23 protein-coding genes are annotated in these 25,951 nt (G+C 72.6%); 14 read left to right on the top strand and 9 right to left on the bottom strand.

Going from position 1 to position 25,951, the window contains the following annotated elements:
- Positions 1–36: 36 nt before the first annotated feature.
- The 5 genes from M8542_RS19425 to M8542_RS19400 form a co-directional block, all read right to left on the bottom strand.
- Positions 37–3,720 carry a CARDB domain-containing protein gene (locus M8542_RS19425; protein WP_276586730.1) on the bottom strand — a complete coding sequence of 1,228 codons (3,684 nt, stop codon included), beginning with the start codon at positions 3,718–3,720 and terminating at the stop codon, positions 37–39.
- Between the two features lie 139 nt (positions 3,721–3,859).
- Positions 3,860–4,714: an LLM class F420-dependent oxidoreductase gene (locus M8542_RS19415; RefSeq protein WP_257921614.1), complete on the bottom strand. Its 855-nt coding sequence runs from the start codon at positions 4,712–4,714 to the stop codon at positions 3,860–3,862.
- Positions 4,715–4,763: 49 nt separating this feature from the next.
- A complete protein-coding gene (locus M8542_RS19410) occupies positions 4,764–5,561 on the bottom strand; it encodes an FkbM family methyltransferase (RefSeq protein ID WP_257921613.1) in 798 nt (265 codons plus the stop codon).
- Between the two features lie 54 nt (positions 5,562–5,615).
- Positions 5,616–6,536, bottom strand: coding sequence for an NmrA family NAD(P)-binding protein (locus M8542_RS19405; protein WP_257921612.1), 921 nt, complete (start codon positions 6,534–6,536; stop codon positions 5,616–5,618).
- Between the two features lie 105 nt (positions 6,537–6,641).
- Positions 6,642–7,133, bottom strand: a complete 492-nt coding sequence (locus M8542_RS19400; RefSeq protein WP_257921611.1) for a winged helix-turn-helix transcriptional regulator — start codon at positions 7,131–7,133, stop codon at positions 6,642–6,644.
- Positions 7,134–7,255: 122 nt separating this feature from the next.
- Between M8542_RS19400 and M8542_RS19395 the strand changes: the two genes are divergently transcribed.
- From M8542_RS19395 to M8542_RS19385, 3 genes are all read left to right on the top strand, one after another.
- Entirely contained in the window at positions 7,256–7,699 is a 444-nt protein-coding gene (locus tag M8542_RS19395) for a hypothetical protein (protein WP_257921610.1), read from the top strand.
- Positions 7,700–7,844: 145 nt separating this feature from the next.
- A complete protein-coding gene (locus M8542_RS19390; protein WP_308210269.1) occupies positions 7,845–9,020 on the top strand; it encodes a sialidase family protein in 1,176 nt (391 codons plus the stop codon).
- Positions 9,021–9,042: 22 nt separating this feature from the next.
- On the top strand, positions 9,043–9,936 hold the full coding sequence (locus M8542_RS19385; protein WP_257921609.1) for an isocitrate lyase/PEP mutase family protein: 894 nt from the start codon (positions 9,043–9,045) through the stop codon (positions 9,934–9,936).
- Positions 9,937–9,940: 4 nt separating this feature from the next.
- On the opposite strand, the gene M8542_RS19380 is transcribed toward M8542_RS19385, so the two are convergent.
- On the bottom strand, positions 9,941–11,116 hold the full coding sequence (locus M8542_RS19380; protein WP_257921608.1) for an MFS transporter: 1,176 nt from the start codon (positions 11,114–11,116) through the stop codon (positions 9,941–9,943).
- Positions 11,117–11,238: 122 nt separating this feature from the next.
- On the opposite strand from M8542_RS19380, the gene M8542_RS19375 reads away from it, so the two are divergent.
- On the top strand, positions 11,239–11,712 hold the full coding sequence (locus tag M8542_RS19375; RefSeq protein WP_257921607.1) for a hypothetical protein: 474 nt from the start codon (positions 11,239–11,241) through the stop codon (positions 11,710–11,712).
- On the opposite strand, the gene M8542_RS19370 is transcribed toward M8542_RS19375, so the two are convergent.
- A complete protein-coding gene (locus M8542_RS19370; RefSeq protein ID WP_257921606.1) occupies positions 11,699–12,208 on the bottom strand; it encodes a neocarzinostatin apoprotein domain-containing protein in 510 nt (169 codons plus the stop codon). The genes M8542_RS19375 and M8542_RS19370 overlap by 14 nt on opposite strands.
- Before the next feature lie 85 nt (positions 12,209–12,293).
- On the opposite strand from M8542_RS19370, the gene M8542_RS19365 reads away from it, so the two are divergent.
- The 8 genes from M8542_RS19365 (at position 12,294) to M8542_RS19330 (ending at position 24,119) form a co-directional block, all read left to right on the top strand.
- Positions 12,294–13,361, top strand: a complete 1,068-nt coding sequence (locus M8542_RS19365; protein ID WP_257921605.1) for a heme/hemin ABC transporter substrate-binding protein — start codon at positions 12,294–12,296, stop codon at positions 13,359–13,361.
- Complete coding sequence (locus tag M8542_RS19360; protein WP_257921604.1) at positions 13,358–14,392, top strand: FecCD family ABC transporter permease; 1,035 nt, start codon at positions 13,358–13,360, stop codon at positions 14,390–14,392. The genes M8542_RS19365 and M8542_RS19360 overlap by 4 nt, the downstream gene beginning before the upstream one ends.
- A 67-nt stretch (positions 14,393–14,459) precedes the next feature.
- Positions 14,460–15,239 carry a heme ABC transporter ATP-binding protein gene (locus M8542_RS19355; RefSeq protein ID WP_257921603.1) on the top strand — a complete coding sequence of 260 codons (780 nt, stop codon included), beginning with the start codon at positions 14,460–14,462 and terminating at the stop codon, positions 15,237–15,239.
- A gap of 343 nt (positions 15,240–15,582) precedes the next feature.
- Positions 15,583–16,395, top strand: coding sequence for a hypothetical protein (locus M8542_RS19350; protein ID WP_257921602.1), 813 nt, complete (start codon positions 15,583–15,585; stop codon positions 16,393–16,395).
- A gap of 2 nt (positions 16,396–16,397) precedes the next feature.
- Entirely contained in the window at positions 16,398–18,224 is a 1,827-nt protein-coding gene (locus tag M8542_RS19345; protein ID WP_257921819.1) for an HtaA domain-containing protein, read from the top strand.
- 115 nt (positions 18,225–18,339) lie between these two features.
- A complete protein-coding gene (locus M8542_RS19340) occupies positions 18,340–18,726 on the top strand; it encodes an effector-associated constant component EACC1 (protein WP_257921601.1) in 387 nt (128 codons plus the stop codon).
- A gap of 3 nt (positions 18,727–18,729) precedes the next feature.
- Positions 18,730–23,040, top strand: a complete 4,311-nt coding sequence (gene eccCb, locus M8542_RS19335) for a type VII secretion protein EccCb (RefSeq protein ID WP_257921600.1) — start codon at positions 18,730–18,732, stop codon at positions 23,038–23,040.
- A 224-nt stretch (positions 23,041–23,264) separates the two neighbouring features.
- Positions 23,265–24,119 (top strand): helix-turn-helix domain-containing protein, encoded by an 855-nt coding sequence (locus tag M8542_RS19330; protein ID WP_257921599.1) that lies wholly within the window; start codon positions 23,265–23,267, stop codon positions 24,117–24,119.
- Between the two features lie 9 nt (positions 24,120–24,128).
- On the opposite strand, the gene M8542_RS19325 is transcribed toward M8542_RS19330, so the two are convergent.
- Positions 24,129–24,269 carry a hypothetical protein gene (locus M8542_RS19325; RefSeq protein WP_257921598.1) on the bottom strand — a complete coding sequence of 47 codons (141 nt, stop codon included), beginning with the start codon at positions 24,267–24,269 and terminating at the stop codon, positions 24,129–24,131.
- A gap of 53 nt (positions 24,270–24,322) precedes the next feature.
- Positions 24,323–25,117 carry an alpha/beta hydrolase gene (locus tag M8542_RS19320; RefSeq protein ID WP_257921597.1) on the bottom strand — a complete coding sequence of 265 codons (795 nt, stop codon included), beginning with the start codon at positions 25,115–25,117 and terminating at the stop codon, positions 24,323–24,325.
- A 68-nt stretch (positions 25,118–25,185) separates the two neighbouring features.
- Between M8542_RS19320 and M8542_RS19315 the strand changes: the two genes are divergently transcribed.
- Both M8542_RS19315 and M8542_RS19310 read left to right on the top strand, forming a co-directional pair.
- Positions 25,186–25,752, top strand: a complete 567-nt coding sequence (locus M8542_RS19315) for an LOG family protein (RefSeq protein WP_257921596.1) — start codon at positions 25,186–25,188, stop codon at positions 25,750–25,752.
- Complete coding sequence (locus tag M8542_RS19310) at positions 25,749–25,907, top strand: hypothetical protein (RefSeq protein WP_257921595.1); 159 nt, start codon at positions 25,749–25,751, stop codon at positions 25,905–25,907. Before M8542_RS19315 ends, M8542_RS19310 begins: the two co-directional genes overlap by 4 nt.
- The last annotated feature ends 44 nt before the right edge of the window (positions 25,908–25,951 follow it).

The following is a 25,951-nucleotide window of genomic DNA, read 5'->3' as shown; positions in this document are numbered from 1 at the left end:
GGGTGCCGGGACGCGTCCGCCCCGGCACCCGGTCCCCTACCCGGCCCGGCGCCGGCCCGTGACCGCCGCCGGGACGGGTGCTCCGGTGATGACGAACTGCGATCCCGGCTCCACCACCACGTCACCCTTGGCCGAACCCGTGATCGTCACGTTCGTCAAGGTCGCGCTGCCGCGGGCGCCGCTCATCGCCAGGATGCCCGCGCCGTTGTCCGACTCGTCGATCTTGACGTTCGTGATCGCCGCCGTCACCACGCCGCCACCGGTCTTGAACTGGATGCCGTCGTAGGTCGAGTCGTGGATCTCCGTGTCGCGCAGCGTCACGCCCGGGATGTCCTTGCCCTGCGCGAAGAACGTGATCGCGCCGAACTTCTGCTGCTCGCCCCAGAACACGCCGCCGCAGCGGTAGAGGGCGTTGTTCGCGATCGTCGTCTGCCCCGAGAACGGCAGCGGGTCGTGGTCGGTCGCGAGCATGATGCCCGGGTAGTTCATCGTGTCGTACACCAGGTTGTTCTCGATCCGGTTCCCGTACCCGCCGTAGACCGCGATGCCGTTGGCGCGCCACGGGAGCTGGATCGTGTTGTTGGTGAACACGTTGTCGTGCCCGATGTCCACCGACGGGTCCTTCACGTACTGGTTGGCCCACACCGCGAGCGAGTCGTCGCCGGTGGTCCGGAAGGACGAGTTGAACACCCGCGAGTTGCGCGTGCCGTTCGTGAAGTTGATGCCGTCCGCGTAGGTGTCGCGGATCCGCATCCCGCTGAACTCCAGGCCGTCGGCCGGTCCCCACAGCTCCGGCTTGTTGCTGTAGTCGCGGCCGACCCACACACCGACATTCGAGTGTTCGATCCAGACGTTCGAGATCTTCGTGCCGGTGCCGAAGCGGCCGTTGAGCCCGACCCCGCCTTCGGCGTTGCCGTCGCCGCCGCGGATCCGGCCGGAGCCGAAGATCGCGATGTCGGAGAGCTGGACGTTCTTGTCGATGTCGAACCCGAAGTTGCCTTCGTGCGGGTGGTTGATGGTGCCCGCGTCCTGCGGCTGGATCAGCGAGTACAGCTGCGAGCGCCACATCCCGGCGCCCTTGATGGTCGCGTTGGAGATGCCGATCTGGTTGTACTGGCCACCGCCGTTGGGCACGGTCGGGTCGTCGGTCAGGATCTTGGCCTCCTGCCGCCACTGTCCTTCCGGGATCCAGACACAGGCGATCCTGCCGTTCTGGTCGTCGGTCACCGCGCGCTGGATGGCCGGCGCGTCGTCGACGCCGTCGTTCGGCACGGCGCCGTACTCGGTGATCGACGTGCACTCCGCGGGCTTCGGCAACGCGGGCGCGACCTGTTCGAGGTCGACCAGGTCGACGACGTAGTACGCCGCGTTGTCGCCGTTGTCGCGCTGCAGCCGGAACTTCGTGCCCGGCGGGTACGACTGCGCCAGCAGCGCGTGCGACTCGTCGAACAGCCGCCGCGCGTCGCCGCCGGGCCGGTTGGTCAGTCCTTCGGGGTCGTCGGTGGTGCCGTAGAGCCAGCTGTGCGTCGAGGACAGCGTCAGCTTCTGCGCGAACGTGCCGTTGACGTAGAGGCTGAGCGTGTAGTCCTGGCCGCCGCCGGCCGGGGCGTCGGGGACCGAGTTGCGCACCACGATGGAGTTCGCCTGGTTCGTGGAGGTGACCTCGACGTACTGCCCCTGGTTCGCCAGCCGCACCGACTGGCGGCCCGAGGACTCGGTGGCGAAGTTGGTGTGCCCGAACGTGCGCAGCGGGTCGGTCCGCAGCAGTTCGCCCTGGTACTGCCCGGCTTCGGCCTCGTAGGAGACGTACGGCACGGCCGCGCCGCGGCCGACGACGATCGCCCGGGACAGGCCGTTGTTGGACTCGTTGGTCTCCGCGACCGTGTTCGTCGCGTCGGCCGTCGCGGTGAGCGTGGCGCCGCCGTTGGTGGCGGTCCACGTGCCCGCGATCGCGACGTTCGCCGTGGCGCCGGCCGCGATCGCGCCCGTGTCACCGGACAACGTGGTGCTGCCGGCGCTCAGCCGGGTCACCGACGCGCCCGCGCCGCTCGTGCCGCGGTTGTGCACGGCCACGGTGAACGACACCGCGGTGCCGGCCGCCGGGTTCGGCGGGCTGGACGTGATGCCGGTGACCTCGAGGTCCGGCCCCGGCGCCTGGGCGATCACCAGCGACGTCGGTGCGGTGAAGGTGTTGTTGGTGTCGTCCTGCTCGACGACCGTGCCGGCCGGGTCGACGGTGGCGGACACGCTGTAGGTGCCCTGCGGGCGCGTGCCCGCGTTCACCGTCACCGTGGTGGACGCGCCGGCGGCGAGGGCGCCGACCGCCGCGTTCCCTACGACGGTCCCGCCGAGGCTGACGTTCACGGTGGTGGCGGGCGAGGCCGCGGTGCCCGCGTTCTTCACGGTCGCGCTGACCGCGACCTGGCTGGTCTCGGTCGGGTTCGCCGGGGTCCACGTCGTGCCGGTGACGACGAGGTCCGGGTTCGGCGCCGGGGTGCCGAACACCTGGAGCTCGGCGACCTGCCCGCCGGGCGCGCCGGAGTTGGCGGTGAACCGCAGCCGCAGGTCGGCCGCCCGGCCGCTGACCGGGACGGTCACGGTGTTCTGGCCGGCCGCCGGGTCGAACCGGTAGTCGGCGCCGGCCTTGAGGGTGGTGAACGTCGTGGCGCCCTGGTCGCGGCCGAGCACCTCGAACGTCTGCGTCCGCGCGCCCCAGACCGGGTCCGGGTCGAGCTTCACGACGACCTGGTCCAGATCGGCGTTCGCGCCGAGCTTCACCGTCAGCGTGCCCGGCTGCCCCGAGGCTTCCCAGTAGGTGCCGGTGTTGTTGTCGTTCGCGTTGGCCGCGACGAAGGAAAAGACGCTCGAGGAGGCCTCGATCGGCTTGCCCGCGGCCAGGTTCGTCGCGGCCTGGGTGCCCTGGCGCACGACGTGGTTGCTGTCGGCGGACTCGTGCCCGGCGGCGTCCTTGGCGCGCACGAAGTACTCGACGCGCGTGCCGGCGGGCCGCGTCTCGGTGAAGGCGGTGCCGGTGACTGTCGTGACGGGGGTGCCGTCGCGGTAGACGGTGTAGCCGGTGACGCCGACGTCGTCGGTCGAGGCCGACCAGGTCAGCCGGACCTGCCCGGAGCCGGGCTCGGTGAGCGCGAGGTTCGCGGGCGCGGACGGCGCCTGCGTGTCCCCGGTGTCCGGTCCGTACAGCTCGAACTCCGAGAGCTGCGCGGCCGGCCACTGCGAGTTCGCGGTGACGGCCAGCCGCACGTACCGGGTCGTCGCGGTCACCGGGATGGTGACCGTGTTGGCGCTCGGCGCGAAGGCGTACCCGGTGGCCGGGGCGAGATCGGTGAAGCTCGTGCCGTCGGTGCTGCCGCGCACGGCGAGGGTCTGGGTGCGGGACTCCCAGGTCGCCGGGAGTTTCAGCACGATCCGCGAGAGCGCCTTGGCGGAGCCGAGGTCGGCCTGGATCCACTGCGGGAACGCGTTGTTGGCGGACTCCCAGTAGGTGGCCTGGTTGCCGTCGACGGCGTTGGAGACGGGGTAGCCGGGCAGGGCGCTGCTCGCCGACACCGAGCGGGTCAAGGGCACGTCGGCGAGCGCGGCGGGGGTGGCCGCGGCGCCCGGCGGCGCGCCACTGGCGGCGGAGGCGAGGGAGATCCCCGTCGCGGAGAGGCCCGCGACGAGGAGACCGGCGAGCAGCCGGGACAGGCTCATGCGTGTCATGGCGACTTCTCTTCTTTGAGACGGCGGGGGACCCGGAGCCACCAGAGCATGCAACAAGCGGGCGTCTTGATGCAAGAAGTCGACACATGACAGAAAATTTGCGACTGAGTCCGAATCGCCCGATTGGCTCAGCGCAGGGTCACCCCAGCCCGTGCGTCCGCGCGAACGCCGTCATCTCCGCTCGCCACCCCGCCGGGTCGACCGCGGCCGGCGTCACGACCACCCGCGTGACACCCTCCCCGGCCAGCTCCCGGACGTCCTCTTCGGACATTCCGGTCGATCCCCATCGCGTGTACTGCAAGGTATCCGGGTCATGACCGGCTTCGGCGGCCGTGGCACGGGCCAGCTCGAGCCGGCTCCGGCGGTCCTCGGCGGAGAGCCCGCCGCCGGGGAAGAAGCCGTCCCCGCACCGCCCCGCACGCCGAGCGGCGGCCGGGCTGGACCCGCCCACGTGGATCGGCAGTGTCCCGGACCCCGTCGGCTTCGGGAAGCTGCACAGGTTTTCGAAGCCGAAGAACTCACCGGCGTGGCTGACGCCGTTCTCGTCGCCGGCCCAGAGCGACTGCAGCACCTCGATCGCTTCGTCGGCCCGTCGGCCGCGGGTGGCGAAGTCGACCCCGGCCGCCGCGGCCTCGCCGGGCAGTGCCCCGACGCCGACGGTGAGCAGCCGCAGGCGCCCGCCCGAGAGCACGTCGACCGTCGCCAGCCGCTTCGCGAGCACCACCGGCTGGTGGTAGGGCAGCAGCAGGACACCGGTGCCGAGCAGGATCCGGCTCGTCACGGCGGCGGCGAACGTCAGGCAGTCGAGCGGGTCACCGTAGGGCAGCGACGAGCTCAGCTCGACCGGCCCGACCTTCGTGCCGGGCTGGAGCGCGATGTGTTCCGGGACGTAGAGCGATTCGAAGCCGAGCTCTTCCGCGTCCTGGGCGAACCGGGTGAGCTTGGCGGGGTCGACGCCGAAGTGGGGCGTGCTGTAGCGGATTCCGAACTTCACAGGGCGCGAGGCTAGAACATTGCCGTGCGCGGCAAGGCAACGCCTTCGGTCAGCGGCGGGCGAACACCATCCCGATGTCGGCGGCCCGCTGGACCGGGTTCTGCTCCGCCTCGACCGTGAACCCGCGCGCCGCGAACACGTCGCGGACGCTCTCGTGGGTGCGTTCCCACCCTTCGACCTCGACGACCGCCTGCCGGACGAGCGGCCAGTGCCGGTCCTCGACGCCCCGCAGCACCGCGAGCTCCGCGCCCTCGACGTCGATCTTGAGCAGGTCGATCCGGTCGATGCCCTGTTCGTCCAGCACCGGGGAAAGCGGCCGAACCCGGACGCGGTGGGTCTCCAGCTCCCGCATCACCCGCAGCTTGCGGCCCACGATCCCGCGCAGGACGGGCGCCGGCACGCGGCGCAGCGCCGGGCCGAGGCCGCCCGCGCGGATCATCTCGACGATGCCCGCCGTGACTCGGCGCCGCTCGGCCTCGACGTTGCCTTCGTCGCGCGTGGACGAGGAGAAGATCGTCGCCGCCGGGAAGTAGCTGAAGTCGAGTTCGGCTTCGGCGTCGGCCAGCCCGAACGGCAACGCCGTCAGCCGGCCGCCGAAGAACTCGCGGCCGTTGCGGTCGAGCGTCTCGTGCAGGGGCGGCAGCGGCTCGAAGGCGTAGATCCGCACTTCGCCGTCCAGCCGCTCGTAGACGGCGGCCGAGAAGACCCCGACGTTGGCGCCGACGTCGAGGACGATCGAGCCGGGCTCGAGGTCGACGCCGTGGGCGAAGTACCCGCCCACCTCTTCGCGCAGGAACGACACTTCCCAGGGATTGATGCTGTGCAGGGCGATCGCGTCCAGGGTCACGCGCAGAGGCTTACCAGGAACCGGCGCCCGCGGTCCACCCCCTTCCGGCGGGATTCAGGCGAACGCTTTCCGGCTGGTCCGCAGGTAGTCCCGCAGCGGCACCGGCGGGCGCCCGATCAGAGCGGTCAGCGCCGCGGCGTCGGCGGCGCGGGTGGGACCGCGGTCCGCGACCGCCGACGCCACCGCGGAGATGTGTGCCGCCATGTCCGGGTTGACCACGCCGGAAGTATCCACAGTGGACAACTCGGTCAGCTCCTGTCGCCACTGCTCACGGGAAATCGCTTCGAACCGCACCGGGCGGCCCAGATCCTCGGCCAGCAACGCGGCGATGCCGGCGTGGCTGAACTGCTCCGACCCGGCGGGGTGGCACACCGGGCCGTCGAACCGCTCGGGGTGCAGCAGCGCGGCGACGGCGAGCTCGCCCGCGTCGGCCCCGTTGATCCAGGCGACCTCGGCGTCGCCGAAGCAGTTGCGGATGACGCCTTCGCGGCCGACCGAGCGACCGTGCAGCACCGGGATGTTCTCGTGGAACGCGGCGGCCACGCGCAGGACCAGCAGGTCCAGCCCGGCCCACTGCAGGACCTCTTCGGCCAGCCACTGGTCACGCCCGCGGTCGCTCGGGTGCCGGGGGTGCGCCGGCCCCATCGACATGACGACCGTGCGCGGGCGGCCACCGGCTTCGCGCACCGCCGCGGCGTAGTTCGCCGCCGCGCCGACCACGCCCGCGTCGATCGGGTAGGTGAAGTACGCCAGCTCGACGCCGTCGAGCGCGGGGACCAGGCTCCGGCGGTCGCGCAGGTCGCCGCGCACGATCTCGGCGCCCAGCCCGGCCAGCGCCTCGGTGCGTTCACCGGGCGTGCGCGCGAGCACCCGCACGGCCCGCCCTTCTTCCCGCAGCCGCCGCACCACGTGCGCGCCGGTGCTGCCGTGGCGGCCCGTGGCCCCGGTGACCAGGACCGGGCTGACGTTCGTCATCGTCGTGCTTCCCTTTCGCCGTCGGTGTTCCGCCACCCTGCTAGCTGACTTTTGTTTTGTCAAGTCAGCTGGACCGACGTCGATACCGGGTGTCCGCGGGAGAACTCAGTCCCGGAGGTTCACGACACGCGCGACCGTCTCGCCGGGCGGCACCTCGTGCCCGGCTTCACAGCGCACCTGCGACTCGACCCGGGCCCCGCAGCCGGCGTGCGTCAGGCGCAGCTCGCCCGGCTCCTCCCGCGGCAGCTGCTCCCCGAACCGCTTGAGGCCCAGCAGCAGCGGGAACAGCTCACCGCCGCGCTCGGTCAGGACGTACTCGTACCGCACCCGCTGCCCCGGCTCCCGGTATGGTGTGCGGGCCAGCACGCCGGCCTCGACCAGCTGCTTGAGCCGCTTGGCCGCCACCGCCTCGGTCACCCCGGCGTGGCGGACCAGCTCGTCGAAGCGGCGGCCGCCGAAGTAGACCTCCCGCAGCAGCACCATCGCCGACCGGGTGCCGACCAGCTCCAGCGCGCGCTCGATCGGGCACCACCCGGCGGCGGACCAGCCGTCGCGGTCGGCCCGCCGGCCGGCCAGGGTCATGACTTCCTGCGACACGGCACCTCCTGGGAACCGCGCTGACTATACCGGGCACAAGTCAGCCGTCGACGGTCACCCGATCGTGGACGGCCGGCTCGGCCACACTGGGAGGGGCCCCGCCCCACCCGAAGGGAACCGCCATGACCACGCCGACCGACCTGCTCATCGCCCGCCAGCTCGAGGTGCACGACCACCTCATCGGACGCGGCTGGCGGCTCGACGGGGACGCCGGGCCCGGCGACGCCAAGTTCCTCGACGATCCCACCGCCGGCTGGTCGTACCCGGCGAGCTTCGGCGGGGCGCGGACCAACACCGTCGGCGATGCGACCCCGTCGGTCCTGCAGTGCTACTTCACCTTCGACAACGAAGGCGACGTCGTGTTCGCCGCCGTTCCCGCGGGCAACCTGCACGGCAGCGGCTGCGCCGCGCACGACACCACCGAACGGCAGTACCCGCTCACCGCACGCGGCACGGTCGACCTCCCCGCACTGACGGCCGAGCTCGACGACCTCGAGCCGCGGGCGCGGGCCCACGACGTCCGCGCGCTGGTCGAGTGCCTGTTCTTCGGCCCCTGCCCGCGGTAACCCGACCCGTTCCCCCTTCGCGCTGAGTGCCCGTCCGGGCGCTCAGCGTTCTTCTTGACGGCGGCGCACCGGCTGCCTAGGTTGTCCAGACATAGGACGTCCGACATCCCATGTCCTCTCCCCCAGTCCCCAGGAGGCGGAGCCGGTGTCATCGATTCGCAGGTTCGGCACGATGCTGCTCGCGGCGGCCATGGTCTGGCTGCCCTTCGCCCCCGCGGCGTCGGCCACGCCCGGGTGCGCGTCCTCGGTCCCCTTCACCTCGGGCACCGAGGGCTACGACACCTTCCGCATCCCCGCGGTGGTCCGCGCCGCGAACGGCGCGCTGGTCGCGTTCGCCGAAGGCCGGCGCGACTCGGCCGGCGACTCCGGCGCCATCCAGACGGTCTCGCGCACCTCGCGCGACGGCGGCTGCACGTGGGGCGCGCTGTCGGTGGTGGACAGCAACGGCGACGCCACCGCCGGCAACCCGACCCCGGTGCTCGCCCGCGACGGCGAGCTCGTCCTGCTGACCGTCCACAACGGACCTGTGTCGGAGAAGCAGATCATGTCCGGCCAGGCGTCCGCGCAGGACACCCGCCGCGTGTTCGTCCTGCGCAGCAAGGACAACGGCCGCACGTGGTCCCCGGCGCGCGACATCACCGCGGAGGCGAAGCTGCCGGGCTGGCGCTGGTACGCGACCGGGCCCGGGCACGCGACGCTGCTGCGCCACGGCCGGCACGCCGGCCGGATCATCGTGCCCGCCAACCACTCGAGCTCCCCGCCCGCCGGCTCGGCCGACGTCGGCACCGAGGCGAAGTACTACGGCGGTCACGACCTCTACAGCGACGACAACGGCCGCACCTGGCACATCGGCTTCACCGACGACCGCACCGACGGCGTCGTCGCCGCGAACGAGACGACCGCGACCGAGCTGCCCGACGGCACGCTCTACTTCTCCAGCCGCAACCAGGGCTCCGCGGCCGAGCACCGCGTCGACGGCTACAGCGTCGACGGCGGCAGGACGCTGGTGAAGCCGTACCAGGTCCAGCCGGCGGTGTCCGGGACCAAGGTCGAGGGCAGCGTGCTGCAGACGACGATCCCGTGGCTGCTGGTGTACTCCGGCCCGGCCGACCCGGCCACGCGCGCGGTGCTGCAGCTGCGGCTGAGCACCGACCGCGGCCACACCTGGCGTCCCGGCCGCACGCTCACCGGCGGCCCGGCGGCCTACTCCGACCTCGTGCAGGCCGATCCCGGCACGGTCGGGGTGCTGTACGAGACGGGCGCGGCCGGCCCGTACGAGACCATCGTGTTCCAGCGGATCCCGCTGGGGCAGGTACGGTGAGTTTCGTCGGGAGGTGATCGACGTGGCCGATCTGCTCGGGCCGCGGGTGCCCGGTCCGGCGCGGTTGCGGGAGCTGCTGGCCGGCGACGAGCCGGTCGTCGCGCCGGGCGCGTTCGACGCGCTGAGCGCCCGGCTGGTCGAGGCGGCGGGGTTCCCGGCGGTCTACATGACCGGCTTCGGCACGACGGCGTCGCTGCTCGGCCGGCCCGACGTCGGGCTGCTGACGATGACCGAGATGGTCCAGGCGGCGGCCCGGATCCGGTCGGCGGTCGAGGTGCCGGTGATCGCCGACGCCGACACCGGCTACGGCAACGCGCTGAACGTCATCCGCACGGTCCGCGAGTACGAGGCCGCCGGGATCGCCGGAATCCACCTCGAGGACCAGGTCGCGCCGAAGCGCTGCGGGCACCTGGAGGGCAAGCGCGTCGTGCCGGCCGAGACGATGACCGACCGGGTGCGGGCCGCGGTCGCCGCCCGCCACGACCCGGACTTCGTGCTGATCGCGCGGACCGACGCCCGCGCGGTCGAAGGCCTCGACGCGGCCATCGAGCGGGCGCGGCGGTACCGGGACGCGGGCGCCGACCTGCTGTTCGTGGAGGCGTTGCAGTCCGAGGCGGAGATCGAGCGGGTGGCGGACACGTTCCGCGACGTGCCGCTGCTGTTCAACTGGGCCGAGGGCGGCAAGACCCCGCCGCTGGGCCGGGAAAGGCTGCGCGAGCTGGGGTTCCGGCTGGTGATCTGCCCGCTGTCGGCGTTGCTGGCGGCCACCGGGGCGATGCGCGCGGTGCTGGCGCGCATCGCCGTCGACGGGACACCGGCCGAAGTGGTCGGCGACCTGCCCGGTCTGACCGACTTCGCCGCGCAGGTCGGTTTGCCGGAGGTCGAAGAAATCGGCGACCGCTTCGGCAACGGCTGACCCGTCACCGGCGACGTAGGAAGTGCACCACCGCCACGACCACGCCGACGACGGCGGCGAGCACCCCGGCGAAGACGAACGTCCGCCCCAAGCCCACCGCGTCGGCCACCGGCTGCGCGAGCAGCGGTGACGCGAACTGCCCCAGGAACAACGCCGAGGTGAGCAGCCCCAAGGCTTTCGTCCGCGTGCCCGGCGCCACCGAGGCCACCACCCAGCCGTTGACGGCCGGGTTCTGCAGGCCGATCCCGACGCCGACCACCACCATGCCGACGGCCGCCGTCGCCAGGCCACCCGCCACACCGAGCACGACCAGCCCCACCGCGAAGGCCACGAACATGGCGGTCACCAGCACCGGGAAGTCCCACCGCGCCCGCAGCCACCGGAAGTTCAAGCCCACGACCGTCATCACCAGGTTCACCGCGGCGATGAGCGCCCCGGCGGCCGCCGGGCCCGCACCGCCGACCTCGGCGAGCCAGAACGGCGCCTGCGTCGGCACGGTGTAGAAGACGACCACGCCGAGGAACATGACCGCGTACCGGCCGAGCAGCCGCGGCTGCCACGGCGTCGCCGTTTCAGCGTCGGGCGGCTGCTGCGCATCGGCTTCGGGCACGTACCGCAGCACCAGGACGAGCAGCGGCAGAGCGAGCAGGTAGACGGCGAACGGGCCCCGCCAGTCGACAGCCGCCAGCACCCCGCCCAGCAGCAGCGCGACGACCCCGCCGAAGCCCATCGCCGCCCCCTGCAACCCGAGCACCCGCCCGTGGTCACTGGTGTCGTGGTGGTCCGCGAGCAACGCGGTCGACGTCGTCATCACACCCGCGATGCCGACGCCGAGCAGCGCCCGCCCGGCGAGCAACGCGGGCAGGGAGTCCAAGAACAGACCGGAGCCCCCACCGAGGGTGTAGAGCACCAGGCACGCGGCGAGCACCGGAACGCGCCCGGTCCGCCCGCTGAGCCGGGCCAGCAGCGGCGCCGAGACCATGATCGCCAACCCGGGCATGGTGAGCACCAGCCGAACGAGGAGCTCGGCGTGCGGCTGGCCGGCGAAGTGGCGTTCCATCCCGGGCAGCGCCGGGGTGATGGTGGCGCTGGCCATGATCGTCATGGTGCTGACGCCGAGGAGGGTCGCCACCAGCGGCCGCGGTGGTCGCGCGACGCCGGTGACAGTCGTTTCGGTCATAGTGGCGACGCTAAGACCTGAACCTTGGTCGAGGTCAACCGTGGAGGATCAGTGCCGAAGTCCCCCGAACGCGGTTCAAGATCACTTTCAACCGATCGGGCCCGCCAGCCGTATCCCCCAGTGTGACGACACTTCTCGCCGACGGAACCCGGCTGGCCGCGCCCGAGAAGTGGCTCGCGCGGTACGTCCTCGCCCTGCTCGCCCTCGTGCAGGCCGGGCTCGGGTTCGGTGCGCTGTTCCTGCCCGCCGACCCGCACGCCGACATGGCGGGGATGCCCGGCATGGCCGGGATGACCCACCCCGCCCAGCCGAGCTTCGCCGGGGTTTCCTGGAACCTCGCGCTGGGCGCCGGACTGCTGGTCGTGGCGCTTTACCCGCGGCTGGCGGGCCTCTGGCTGCCGGTCTACTGCGGCTTGACCGTCGTGCTCGGGGTCGCCTCGGTGAGTGATCTCGTCCGCGGCCTGCCGGTCACCGGCCGGATCGCGACCCACGTCCTGAGCGTCGTCGGGGTGGCCCTCCTGCTCGTCGTCTACCGGCGCCGGAAACCGCGCGCGGGGCGCGAACCGCGCCCCGCGGCGGCACTCAGGAGAAGGTGACCGGGATGAACACGTCGGCCGTGCGGTCCGCGGCCGAGAGGTGGTCGCGCCGCGAAACGATCGCGCAGGTGACCGCCGCGTCGCCGCAGTCGAGGCCGCTGTTCGCCTGAGCGACGCGGATCCGCGCGGTGAACGTGCCGTTCGCGGCGATCGTCGCCGTGCCGCCCGGGAGGTTCGTCACCCACGCCGACGGCCCGACGCCGGTGCCGCCCTGGCCGTCGCCACCCGCGCACGGGCTCGGCTTGGTGCCGTAGGAGTAGTCCTCGGGCACCGCGCACAGCGCCACGTAGTAGCCGTTCGCGGGGTTGTAGCCGCTGCCGGTGACCGTGATGGTCTCGCCGGCCGCGGCCAGGCCGGTGGCGTTGGACGCGCTGAGGGTGAAGCCGTTGTGCGTGGCGGAGCCGGCGGAGGCCAGTGCGGGCGCCGCGGCCGTGCCGGCGACGGCGGCGATCGCGGTGGCGACGACGGCGACGCGCAGGACGGATCTCTTCGACATGACGGGGAGTTCCCTTCGATCACGACAGCGTAACGAGCTTAGGTAAGGCTTACCTTCTCGCGATCAATATGGTTAGGCTAACCTAATGTTGTCAAGGGGGTTGCTGCCCGCTGCCGTCCTGTTGCTGATCACCGCCGTGGCCGGCTGCGCGACGGCTCCCGCGGCACCGCACACCGCGGAGCCGCTCGCCGCACTGAAACCGGTGCCGGACCCGAAGTCCCGGACCGGGCCGAGCTCCGCGGTGCTCGCCCAAGCCGACATATCCGCGCCGCCACCGGCGCAGCACCTGCCGGTGACGGTGACCGACCACCAGGGCACCCGCGTCACCGTCACCGACACGAGCCGGGTGCTCGCCTTCGACATGGCGGGCACGCTCGCCGCGACGGTGTTCGGGCTCGGCCTCGGCGACCGGGTCGTCGGCCGCGACGTCTCGACGGGATTCCCGGCGGCGCAACGGCTTCCGCTCGTCACGCGCAACGGTCACCAGCTCAACGCCGAAGCGATCATGGCACTGCGCCCGACCGTGATCCTCACCGACACCACGCTCGGGCCCTGGGACGTCGTGCTGCAGCTGCGCGACTCCGGCATCCCGGTGGTGGTGCTCGATCCGAAGCGGACGATGGACAACGTCGGCGCGCTCGTGCACGACACCGCGGCGGCGCTCGGCGTTCCCGAAGCGGGACAACGGCTTTCGGCGCGGCTCGACGAGGACATCGCGACCAAGAAGGCCGAGATCACCCGGCTGGCGCCCGCCGAGCCGGCGCGGAAGCTGCGTGTGGTGTTCCTCTACCTGCGTGGGCAGGCCGGCGTGTACTACCTGTTCGGCCGCGGCTCCGGCGCCGATTCGCTGATCACCGCACTCGGCGCCGTCGACGTCGCGAGCGAGGCCGGGGTCGAGGGGATGCGGCCGATGACGCCGGAAGCCCTCGTCAAGGCCCGCCCGGACGTCATCCTGCTGATGACCAAGGGACTCGAGTCGGTCGGCGGCCCCGACGGGCTGCTGCAGGTCCCCGGGGTCGCGCAGACGCCGGCCGGGCTGCACCGCCGGTTCGTCGACATGGCCGACAGCGAAATCCTGAGCTTCGGGCCGCGCACCCCCGGCGTGCTCGACGCGCTCGCCCGCGCGCTGTACGCCCCGGGAGCGGGCGGATGAGCCGTCCGGTCAAGGTGACCGCGCTCTTCGCCGGGCTCACGATCGCCCTGGTCGTCGTGGCCTGCGTGTCGGCGGGCACCGGCCAGTTCGCCATCCCGGTCGCCGACGTCGTCACGTCGCTGCTGCACCACATCGGGCTCGGGCCGGGCCTGGCCGACCCGTTCGCCGAGGGCACGCTCTGGCAGGTCCGGTTCCCGCGGGTGGTGCTCGGCCTGCTCGTCGGCGGCGTGCTCGGGGTCGCCGGAGCGCTGATGCAGGGCCTGTTCGGCAACCCGCTGGCCGAGCCCGCGGTGGTCGGCGTGTCCGCCGGCGCGGCGGTCGGCGCCAGTCTGTCCATTGTGGCCGGTTGGACGTTCTTCGGCGCGTTCACCACGCCGGCGCTGGGGTTCGTGGGCGGCCTGGTGACGACGCTGACCGTGTACTTCCTGTCCCGCTCCGGCGGGCGCAGCGAAGTCGTGACGCTCATCCTCACCGGCGTCGCGGTCAACGCCGTGGCGAGCGCGGTGATCGCGTTCCTGCTGTTCTCGGGCGATCAGGCCGCGCGTGAGCAGATCGTGTTCTGGCAGCTGGGTTCGCTGGCTTCGGCGCGCTGGCCCTACGTCGGGTCGATCCTGCCGCTGGTCGTCGCCGGCGTGGTGATTTCGCTGCTCATGGCGCGCAAGCTGGACCTGCTCACGCTCGGCGAACGCCCGGCGCGGCACCTCGGCGTGCACGTGGAACGCCTGCGCGCCACCGGGATCGTGGTGGTGGCGCTGATGGTGTCGGCCGCGGTGTGCTACTCCGGCGTGATCGGGTTCGTCGGGCTGATCGTGCCGCACGCGGTGCGGATGCTCACCGGGCCCGGCCACCGGGTGCTGGTGCCGGCATCGCTGCTGGCGGGCGCGGTGCTGCTGGCCGCGGCCGATCTGGCGGCCCGCACCACGTTCGACTACGCCGACCTGCCGATCGGCATCCTCACCGCGATCGTCGGCGGACCGGTGTTCTTCTGGCTGCTGCTGCGGACGCGCCGCCGGGCCGGGGGCTGGGCATGAGCGAGCGCGCGGCGAACGGCGCCGGAACGCCTGCCCTGCTCGCCGACCACCGGCCCGGGGGCCCGACATGAGCGAGAGCGCGGCCGCGCTGGCCGATGTCACGTACGCCGTCGAAGGACGCCGGTTGCTGGCCGGGGTTTCGCTCGACGTCCGGGCCGGCGAAGTCCTCGTGCTGGCCGGGCCGAACGGCGCCGGCAAGTCGACGGCCCTGGCGCTGCTGGCCGGCGACCTCGAGCCGGCGTCGGGCGAGGTGCGGCTCGCCGAGCGCCGGCTGGCGGATTGGTCACTGGTCGAGCAGGCCCGGCGGCGGGCGGTGCTCCCCCAGCGCACCACCGTCACCTTTCCGTTCACCGTTGAGGAAGTCGTCGCGATGGGCCGGGCACCGTGGCGCGGCACGGCGGCCGAAGCCGGCGACAAGAGGTCGATCGAGCGGGCGCTGGCCGCCACCGAGATGACCGGCTTCGCGCACCGTCGCTTCCCCACGCTCTCCGGTGGCGAGCAGGCCCGCGCCGCGCTTTCCCGGGTGCTGGCCCAGGAAGCGCCGTTGCTCCTGCTCGACGAGCCGACCGCCGCGCTGGACCTGGGGCACACCGAGCGGGTCATGACGCTGGCCGCCACACGGGCGGCCGCGGGCGACGCCGTGCTCGTGGTGCTCCACGACCTCGGCCTGGCCGCCGCGCACGCCGACCGGATCGCCCTGCTGTCCGCCGGGGCTGTCGCCGCGACCGGCCCGCCGGCGGAGGTGCTCACCGAGGCCTTGCTCAGCGAGGTCTACCGGCATCCGGTCGAGGTGTTCCCGCACCCGCGCACCGGCCGCCCTGTCGTTTTGCCGCACCGGCCCGCTTAGGAGAACCCCATGCGCCGAACCGGCCCGGTCCTCGCCGCGGCCCGCCAGACCGCGCTGCCACCCGCCGCCGACCGCCGACCCGGCCAGGCCCCCGCCAAACCAACCCGGCCCTCACCGCAACCCAACAAACCAGGCCGCCGCCCGCCGCCCGCCGACCCGCCTAGCACAACCCATGCGCCAACCAACCCGGTCCTCGCCGCAACTCACCAAACCACGCCGCCGACCGCCGACCCGCCAGGAAACCACGCGCCAAACCAACCCGGCCCTCGCCACAACCCACCAAACCACGCCGCCACCCAAACCTGCCGCCCCGTCCCCCACCGATCCGCCTAGGAGAACCCCCATGCGCCGAACCGGCCTGGTCCTGGCCGCGGCCCTGCTGCCGCTGGTGCTCGCCCCGCCCGCTCATGCGGCGGCGCGGGTCAGCGTGTCCCCCGCGACCGCCGATCCCGCCTACGCCACCGTGCTCACCGTGCGCGGCAGCGGGTTCCAGTCCGTCCCGAAGGGCTTCGGCGGGATCTACCTGCTGTTCGGCTGGGTCGCCGACGGCGCGTGGCAGCCCAGCAAGGGCGGCTCCGCCGGGGCGACCTACCGGTACGTGCCGGACAAGGAAGCCAAGGACAACCGCGGGTTCCAGCGGTTCATCGCCTTCCCGGGCGGCGACACCGCCGGCTCGGCCAACGGCGGTGTCATCGGCGCCGATGGCGGCTGGAGCACCCAGCTCGTGGTGCCCGGCGCGAAGTTCCGCGCCACCGACCGCGACGGCGCGGTCGTCGACGTCGACTGCCTGAAAGTCCGCTGTGGACTCATCACGGTCGGCGCGCACGGCGTGGCCAACGCGAACAACGAAACCTTCACGCCGGTGTCGTTCGCCGTGCCGAAGCAGGCCGCGCCGGAGCACGCCGCGCCGGTCACCAGCGCGCCGCCGCCGAGCCCGACGACGACCCCCTCGACGCCGACGTCGAGCGCCCTCGCCAGCGCGACACCGACACCCACGCCGACCCCCGTGCCCGCGGCGGTCGCCGAGCCCGCCCGCGGCGCCTGGTGGTGGGTGGTGGCCGGCGCCGCGCTGCTCGTCACCGCCGCCGCCCTGCTCGTCCCACCCCTCCTGCGACGCCGTCGCACCCTCAGGAACCAGGAAGGAACTCCCTCGTGAAGATGCGAAGACTGCTCGTCGCGGCCGGTGCCGCGACGCTGCTCGGCTGCCTCGTCGTCCCCCCGGCGCTGGCCGCCGGCCCGGCGGTGACCGTCACCCCGGCGACCGGGCTCGACCCGGCCGGCACGTCGATCACCGTCAAGGGCAGCGGGTTCGACCCGGCCGCCAACGACGGCAAGGGCTTCGGCGTCCGCGTCGGCCCGGCCAAGGACGACGTGCGCGCCCGGACCGCCACCGGGTTCCAGGTCAGCAAGCTCGTCAAGAAGGACCCGGTGGGAACGCAGATCCCGCTGAACGCCGACGGCAGCTGGGAACTCACGGTCACGGTGAAGGCCGAGTACACCTCGGCCGGCACGACCTACAACGCCAAGACCCAGCCGTTCAGCGTGTACGTGTTCGGCTGGGACACCCCGGACCTGACCTGGGACAGCACCACACCGCTGAAGTTCACCGGCCTCGGCGACCCCGGCCCCGGCACCTCGGGCGCCGGTTTCGCCTGGGGCCTCAAGCAAAGCTGGCGCGCGTACATCAGCCGGTTCGGCGGCACCATCACCCCGGACCGGGGCGCCACCCTCGACGACGCCGCGCCGAACACCGCGCCGCTGCCCTACCGCTGGCCCGCCGGGCCGGCGACGTGGGACGGCACCAAGGGCAGCGCCTCCTTCGGCGGCCGGGTCGTGTTCACCCTCGAACCGCACATGATCTGGCAGTTCAGCCTCGCCAACCCGAAGGTGACCTTGGCCGGCGACGGCACCGGCAAGCTGAGCGCGTCGATCGGCTACCGCTTCTACGGCACCAAGGACGCACCTCAGCAGGTCCGCGAACCGTCCGAAGTGGACTTCGCCGACATCACCGTGAAGCCGGCGACGAAGGACGGCGAGAACGTCGTCGTCGAGCTGGCTTCGGCCAAGCTGACCGAGGCGGGCGCGGGCGCGTTCGCGGGCTTCTACCCGGCCGGGACCGACCTCGACGCCGGGCGGCTCGTCTTCCCAGGCACCCCGCCGACCTCGACGACGCCGACCACGACCCCGCCGACGTCGACGTCGACGACCACCCCGCCACCGACGGCCTGCACCCTCTCCCCCGGCACCATCGCGCAGGGAAACCTGTTGTGGGGCTTCAAGAAGAGCTTCCGCTCCTACGTCGGCGGCGGGACGGGCAACGCGATCACGGCCGACGGCGGCGCGGAGATCACGAACGTCGACGAGGTCGCCGGCAAGGCGATCCCCACCGGCGCCTACCGGTTCCCGCTCGCCAGCGGCACGCTGACCTCGGACAGCGAGTTCACAACGGCGTTCACCGGCAAGATCACCTTCAGCTACCCGGCGCACTTCTTCACCCTGACGCTGGCGAACCCGAAGATCACGGTCGCCGGGGGCAAGGGCACGCTCTACGCCGACGTCGACCTGCGGACGACCGCGGGCGCACCGTCCCCGCCGGTCAGCAAGCCGGGCGTCGCACTGGCGAACCTCGACCTGGCCTCGGCGGTCAAGACCCCCGGCGCGGGCACGCTCACGGTGTCGGCGATCAAGGCGACGCTGACCAGCGCGGACGCGTTCGCGAACTTCTACCAGGCCGGTGACGTCCTCGACGAGCCGACGGTCACCCTCGCGGCCCAGTGCGCGACCCTGCCCCCGGCGGGCGGCCCCGGCGCGGGCGCCCCGGCCGCGGGCGGGGGTGGTGACCTCGTGCCGGACGTCGCGTTCCGCCCGGCCGGGCTGGCCGACACCGGCGTCTCCCTGACCGGCCTCTACTGGGGCATCGCCCTGCTGGCCGGCGGCGGCGGGCTGGTGCTGCTGGCCAGGCGGCGGGTGGCGCGCGGCCGGTGAGCGTGGCGGGGCGGCCGGGCGACCGGCCGCCCCGGTTCCGGTCACTGCCTGCGCGCGCGAGACGACCTGTCGTAGGCTGGCACGGCTATCGCGCGAACAGGGTGGGAGGGCGCTGATGAACGACGTCGTGCTGCGGGTGGACGCCGCGGACCCGGACCTGCTGGACGACGCGACGACAGCGCTCTACGAAGATCTCCGCGACCTGGGTGACGTGCGGGTCGGCCGCGTCGAAGAAGCCGCGGAGCCGGGTGCGAAGTCCGGTCTCGGCACCGCCCTCGGCGACCTGGTGCTCTCCGGTGGCACGGTCGCCGCGGTGTACCGCGTGATCGTCGCGTGGCTCGGCCGCTCGAAGGCCCGGTCGGTGACGTGGGTCCAGGGCGAGGACAAGGTCGAGCTGACCGCGCTGTCCGGGGCCGACCAGCGCCGCGTCATCGAGCTCATCGTCGAAAAGCACCAAGCAGTCGCAGAGCACAGGGCCGCCGAAGACACGCCGGAAAAGTAGGCCATGGGACGACGCCTGGCCCTGCTCGTCGCGACGTCGCGCTACGTCGACCCCAAGCTGCCGAACCTGCGTGCCCCGGTCCAGGAGACCCAGCAGCTGGCCCAGCTGCTGCAGGATCCCGCGATCGGCGAGTTCGACACCGTGTCGGTCGTGCTCGACAACCGGAAGTCGCTGGTCGAGTACGAGATGGAGAAGCTGTTCGGCGACTGCTCGCCCGACGACCTCGTGCTGCTCTACATCTCCGGGCACGGCATCAAGAACGCCGACCGTCAGCTCTTCTTCGCCACCAACGACACGGAATCCCACCGGCCCTGGTCGACCGCCGTGCCGGCGACGCTCGTCCACAGCCTGCTGCGCGAATGCCCGGCGCGGAACAAGGCCGTCCTGCTCGACTGCTGCTACAGCGGGATCGCCCTGCGGCTGCCGGCCGCCAAGTCCGAGAGCCGGGTCGAGATCGTCGACAGCCTCGGCAAGGGCACCTACATCATGACGGCCACCAACGCGGTGGAACGCGCGTACGAAGACGAAAAGCTGGTGCTCAACGAGCCGCAGCCGTTCTCGATCTTCACCGACGCGGTCATCAAGGGCCTCAGCGGCGGCGTCGCGGCCCGCGGCGACGCGGACGTCATCACCGCCGAGGACCTCTACACCTACGTCTACGACGAGCTCCGCCGCCGCGACGACGCGGACCGCATCCAGCTGCCGAGCCGGTACAACACCGCCGAAGGCTCGTTCAAGATCGCGAACGTCAAGTCGCGGCGGCTGATCGTCGACGAGTACGCGGAGTCGCCGCGCCTCGAGGAACTGCTCGCGAGCCCGGGGCCGGCGGTGCCGGGCGCGCTCGTCGTGCCGATCGGACAGGCGTACCGCTCCGGGCGTCCCGGCGACGACGTGCTGCGGGTGAACTTCACCGGCCAGGACGGGCACATCGGCGTCGTCGGCAAGATCTGGTCCGGGAAGTCCGTGCTGGTCCGGACGATGCTCGAAGGCCTGCGGGCCGGCAACGCCCCGGGCGAGGTGGCCTTCTACTGCTTCGACTCCGGTGGGCAGTTCAGCGGGCTGTCCGGGCCCGAGGTGCGCGAGGTCGTCAGCCCGTTCGACGGCGACCGGATCGAGCGGCTGCTCGGCCGGATCGACGCCGAGATCACCCGGCGCCACAAGCTCTTCCGCGCCGCGCGGCTGAACGACTTCGCCCAGTTCCGCAGGGTGCGCGAGCTCGGCAAGCTGCCGCCGGGGGACAACGCCGACCTGTTCGTCGTCGTCGACGGCTGGGACCAGTTCGACGAAGAGGTGCCCGGGCTGCGCCAGGCGATGAAGAAGATCGCCGGCAGCGGCCTCGACATGGGCGTGCACGTCGTCGTCACCGCCCGCCACTGGGCGGAGATCCCGGCCGAGATCGAACGGCTGCTCGGCGCGCGCATCGAGCTCGTGCTCACCGACCCGGCGGAGTCGAAGCTCGATCCCGAGCTCGCCGCCACCCTGCCGGACCGGGTCGGCTGGGGCCTCTACAACGGCAAGCGGTTCCTCACCGCGCTCCCGGGCCGCCCGGACTCCGAAGCCGACCTGCAGCAGATCATCGCCACGCTGGAGAGCGCCGCGTTCACCGGCGAGCCGGTCGAGGCGCCGGACCCGCTGCTGTCCGACCCGTCGCTGCTGGAGCTGCTCGGCATCCCCGGCACCCCGGCGACCTTCGACATCCAGCAGGCCTGGCGGCGGCGTCCGATCCGGCAGCGCTACCGCGTGCCCTTCGGCGTCGGCGAGGACGGCCGGCCGGTCGAGCTCGACCTCAAGGAGTCCGCGCAGGAGGGCATGGGCCCGCACGGCCTGTGCGTCGGCGCGACCGGGTCCGGCAAGTCCGAGTTCCTCCGCACGCTGATGCTCGGCCTGCTGACGACCCATTCGCCGGCCGAGCTGAACGCCGTGCTCATCGACTTCAAGGGCGGTGCGACGTTCCGCGGCCTCGAGCGGGCGCCGCACGTCTCCGCGGTCATCACCAACCTCGCCGACGACGTCGCGCTGCTGGACCGCGCTCAGGAGGCGCTGCTCGGCGAGATGAACCGCCGCCAGGAGGTGCTGCGGCAGAACGGCGGCCACCAGAACGTCTGGAAGTACAACGAGGCCCGTGAGAACGGCGCCGGCCTCGACCCGCTGCCCGCGTTGTTCATCGTGGTCGACGAGTTCGCCGAGCTGCTGGTGGCGAAGCCGGACTTCGTCGACGTGTTCGTCGCGATCGGCCGGGTGGGCCGCTCCCTGGGGATGTACCTGCTGCTGTCCTCGCAACGGCTCGAGGAGGGCCGGCTGCGGGGGCTCGACACGCACCTGTCGTACCGGATCGCGCTGCGCACGCTGTCGGCCAGCGAGTCCCGCTCGGTCATCAACGTCCCCGACGCCTACGAGCTGCCCCGCATCCCCGGGTCCGGGTACCTGCGCATCGGCACCGACGACCCGGTGCGGTTCAAGACCGCCTACGTCTCCGACCCGCTGCCGGTCGAGGACGACGCGGCCGCGCCCGGCACCGAGCTGGACGTGGTCGTGTCGCGGCTGGCCGAGCTGGGCCCGCCCGCGCACGAGGTGTGGCTGCCGCCGCTGCGGGACCCGTACCCGCTGGACGCGCTGCTGCCGGACCTGGGCCCGACCGGGGACCGGGGCCTGTCGCCCGCCGGCTTCGCCGGCGCCGGGCGGCTGCAGGTGCCGCTGGGCATCATCGACCGCCCGTACGAACAGCGGCGCGACCCGCTGTGGGCCGACTTCTCCGGTGCCGCCGGCCACGGCGTCATCGTCGGCGGACCCCAGTCCGGCAAGTCGACGATGCTGCGGACGCTGATCCTGTCGACGGCGCTGACCCACACCCCGGCCGAGGCCCAGTTCTACTGCCTCGACCTCGGCGGCGGCGGGCTCGCCGCGCTGGCCGACCTGCCGCACGTGGGCGGGGTCGCGGTCGCCCGGCGCGAGCCGGACAAGGCCCGGCGGATCGTGGCCGAGCTGACCGCCCTGCTCAGCGAGCGCGAAGGGCGGTTCCGGGAGCTGGGCATCGACTCGATGACCGAGTTCCGCGCCCGCAAGCGGCGCGGGGAGATCGGCCCGGAGCAGGACCCGTTCGGCGACGCGTTCCTGATCGTCGACAACTGGCGGGCCCTGCGCGACGACTTCGAAGAGCTCGAAGCCACGATCACGCGGCTCGCCGCCCTGGGGCTGTCCTACGGCATCCACGTGGTCCTCGCGGCCAACCGGTGGGCCGACATCCGCCCGGCGGTGAAGGACCTGCTGGGCACGCGGTTCGAGCTGCGCCTCGGGGACCCGACCGAGTCGGACATCGACCGGCGCACCGCGGTGAAGGTGCCGCCGCACCAGCCGGGTCGCGGGCTCAGCCGCGAGAAGCTGCACATGCTCACGTGCCTGCCGCGCATCGACGGTTCGAGCGACCCCGCCACCACGGCCGCCGGGACGGCCGACGCGGTGACGCGGATCAAGGCGGCCTGGACCGGCCCGGCCGCCCCGGAAGTCCGGTTGCTGCCGCAGCTGATCGACTACGACGACCTCCTCGAGGCCGACACGGCCCGCGACACCCGGCTGATCCCGATCGGCGTCGACGAAGAGGCCCTGCAACCGGTGTACCTCGACTTCAACGCCGAGCCGCACTTCTACGCCTTCGCCGACGGCGAGTCCGGGAAGACGAACCTGCTGCGCCAGATCGCCCGCGGGATCGCCGAGCGCTACACCCCGAAGGAAGCGGTCATCCTGCTGGTGGACTACCGGCGCACGATGCTCGGCTACCTGCAGGGCGACGCCCTGCTCGGTTACGCGGTGTCGTCCACGCAGCTGGAGGGGATGATCAGCGACGTACACGGTTCGATGCAGCGGCGCCTGCCCGGCCCGGACATCACGCAGGAGCAGCTGCGGAACCGGTCGTGGTGGACGGGCCCGGAGCTGTTCATCCTGGTCGACGACTACGACCTGGTGGCCACCTCGACGAGCAACCCGCTGCGGCCACTGGCCGAGTTCCTGCCCCAGGCCAAGGACGTCGGCCTGCACCTGGTGGTGGTCCGGCGCGCCGGCGGCGGGAGCAAGGCGTTGTACGACCCGATCATCGGCAAGCTCCGCGAGGTCGCGCAGCCGGGCCTGGTGATGAATGGCTCGCGCGAAGAGGGCGCGCTGGTCGGCACGGTCCGCGCGGGCGCCATGCCGCCGGGGCGCGGCACGCTGGTCAGCCGCAAGTTCGGCAAGCAGCTGATCCAGGTCTCGTGGATCGACCAGGACGCGGTGGTGGATCCGCGGCCGGCGGAGACCGAGGTGGGTGCGGAGGCCAAGGGCTGAGTGCTTTCGGCGGGGAGATGACTCGCCGGTGTGGCCGCGGCGGTTGGTGCCGGCACGACCCGGCCGACCGGGCCCTGCCCAGCACGACCGACCCAGCCCAGCCCGACCCGGCGCTACCGCCCCAGCCCGACCCAGCCAGCCAGCCCACCCAGCCGACCCGACCGACCCAGCCGGGGAAGGATCCTGACCACCCTCTCCACGCGCAACCGGGAGACAATGACCCCATGGACCCGACCGGCCGGCCGCGCGAACTCGGCGACTTCCTCAAAGCCCGCCGCGGCCAGCTCGAGCCGCGGGATGTCGGGCTTCCCGAACCCGGCACGCGACGTCGGGTCGCCGGGTTGCGGCGGGAAGAGGTGGCCCAGCTCGCCGCGATCAGCGTCGACTACCTGACGCGGCTCGAACAAGGCCGGGTGCCCGCCTCCGCGGCCGTGCTCCCCACCCTCGTGCGCGCCCTCCGGCTCGACGACGACCAGCAGGCCTACCTCTACGAACTGGCGGGCAAGCCGTTCCGGCGGCCGCGGCGCCGGTCGGCGGAAAAGCTGCGTCCCGCGGTGAAACGGCTTCTCGACCGGCTCGGCGAGACGCCCGCGATGGTGCTCGGCCGCCGGATGGACATCCTGGCCTGGAACGAATCGGCCGCGGCGCTGTTCACCGACTTCGCCGCCCACCCGGCGAACCACCGCAACTACGTCCGGCTGCTGTTCGCCGACGAGCGGATGCGTGCGCTGCACGTCGACTGGCCGGAGGCCGCCCGCACGGCCGTCGCCGCCCTGCACCTGGAAGCCGCGCGCGACCCGGACGCGCCGGAGCTGGCGGACCTGGTCGGTGACCTCTCCATCCATCACCCGGAGTTCCGCACGTGGTGGGCGGCCCACCACGTGACGGCCGCGGGCTACGGCGTCAAGCGCTACCGCCACCCGGTGGTCGGCGAGCTGACCCTCGATTGCGACGTCTGGGACAGCCCCGACGGCAGTGGCCAGCGCCTGATGGTCCTGACCGCCGAGCCGGGCTCCCCGGCGCACGAAGCCCTGCGGATCCTGGCGTCGTGGAACGCCGAACCGCTGCCCCGCTCCTGAGCGGCCTGACTAAAGGTGCATGGCGAGCCACAACGCCATCCAGGCGAGGCACGCCAGCGCCCCGCCGACCCCGAAGGCGAGAAGTACCCGTCGCAACGCGGCGATGGCCCCGGCCCGGCCTGTCATCTCGGTGATGCCCGCTTCAACCATGGTCGAGGCATGCCCCGGTTGGCGAAGGGCAAACATCCCGATCCGGTGATCGGCTACCGCGGCACCAGCGACCGCACAGCGTCCACGAGCTCCGGGCCGTCGGCCAGCACCGGATCGTTGTGGTCGGCCCCCGGCACCTCCACCAGCCGCGCCGACGCCGCCGCGGCCACCGCCCGGCTCTGCTCCGGCGGCACGACCGAATCCCGCCCGCCCACGACCACGACCGTCGGCACCTTCAGGCGCGTCACCTCGTCGCGGACCGGGAACCGGTCGCGCAGCAACAACCGCACCGGCAGGAACGGGTAGCTTTCCGCGCCCACCGAAGCCAGATCCACGAACGGCGACCGCAGCAGCAGCCCGGCCGGCGGGTGTTCGAGGGCGAGCTCGGCCACCACCGCGCACCCGAGGCTCTCGCCGTAGAAGATGATCGGCGCGGGCGTCCGCCCGGTCAGGAACCGGTACGCCGCGCGGACGTCCAGCGCGAGGCCCGCTTCGCTGGGATCGCCGGGGTTGTCGCCGTACCCGCGGTAGTCGAACACCAGCACCGCCAGGCCGGCCCGCGCGAGCTTCGCGGCCAGCGGGGCCCGGCCGGCCCGGTTGCCGGCGTTGCCGTTGGCCACCAGGACGGCTGCCGGCGCGCCCGGCGGTGCGACGAACCAGGCGCCGAGGTCGAGGCCGTCGCTCGTGCGCAGGCGGACGTCCTCGCCGCCGGGCAGCACCTCGGCGGCCGGCGGCACGGTTGTGGTGTCGGGCAGGTAGATCAGCCGCCGCTGGAAGACCCAAGCGAGCGCGAGCACCACCAGCACGACCACCGCGACGACCAGCGCCACCCGCACGACCACCTGCATGCCCGCATTCTCCGCCGCCGCCCCGCCGTTCGCTCCCGAGTGGACGGTGCCCGGGTAGCCTCGGGTGCGTGCACATCTGCGTCTTCCTCTCCGCCGCCGACCTCGGCGAGCGCTACACCCGGCCCGCCCGCGAGTTCGCCGAGCTGCTCGGCAAAGGTGGCCACACGCTCGTCTGGGGTGGCTCCGACAGCGGCCTGATGAAGGTCGTCGCCGACGGCGTCCGGGCGAGTGGCGGCCGGCTGGTCGGCATCTCGGTCGAGCTGCTGCGCGAGCACGCCCGCGAGGACACCGACGAGCTGGTGATCACCGAGAACCTGGCCGAGCGCAAGGCTTTGCTGCTGTCGCGGTCCGAGGCGATCGTGGTGCTGGCCGGCGGCCTCGGCACCCTCGACGAGGCGACGGAGGTCCTCGAGCTGCGCAAGCACGGCCTGCACCGCAAGCCCGTGGTGCTGCTCAACACCGAAGGCTTCTACGACGGCTTGATCCTGCAGCTGCGCCGCATGGAGGACGAGGGCTTCCTGCCGCTCCCGCTGACGGACCTGGTCCACATCGCCGCCGACGGCGCGGCCGTTTTCGCGCACCTCGAGGAGTCCGCGGCTTCGGACCACCGTCCACCGGGTACCCCGGGCCCATGAGCGAATCCGACGAAGGCCCCCTGACCCCCGACGTTCCGCGCCCGCCCGGCACCCCGGACGTCGACCTCGACATCGAGATCCCGGAGCCCGAGCGCGAAAAGCCCGACACGCAGGACGTCCACGAAGACGCCGGCGAGGTGGAACCGCCCAGCTGAGCGGCCGCTCGCTAAGGTGTCGGCCAAGGACACCGGTGAAGGAG

The sequence above is a fragment of the Amycolatopsis iheyensis genome (assembly GCF_024703995.1).
GTDB lineage: Bacteria > Actinomycetota > Actinomycetes > Mycobacteriales > Pseudonocardiaceae > Amycolatopsis > Amycolatopsis iheyensis.
The sequence above is the reverse complement of the archived record's forward strand: the minus strand, read 5'-3'. Positions and strand labels throughout refer to the sequence as shown.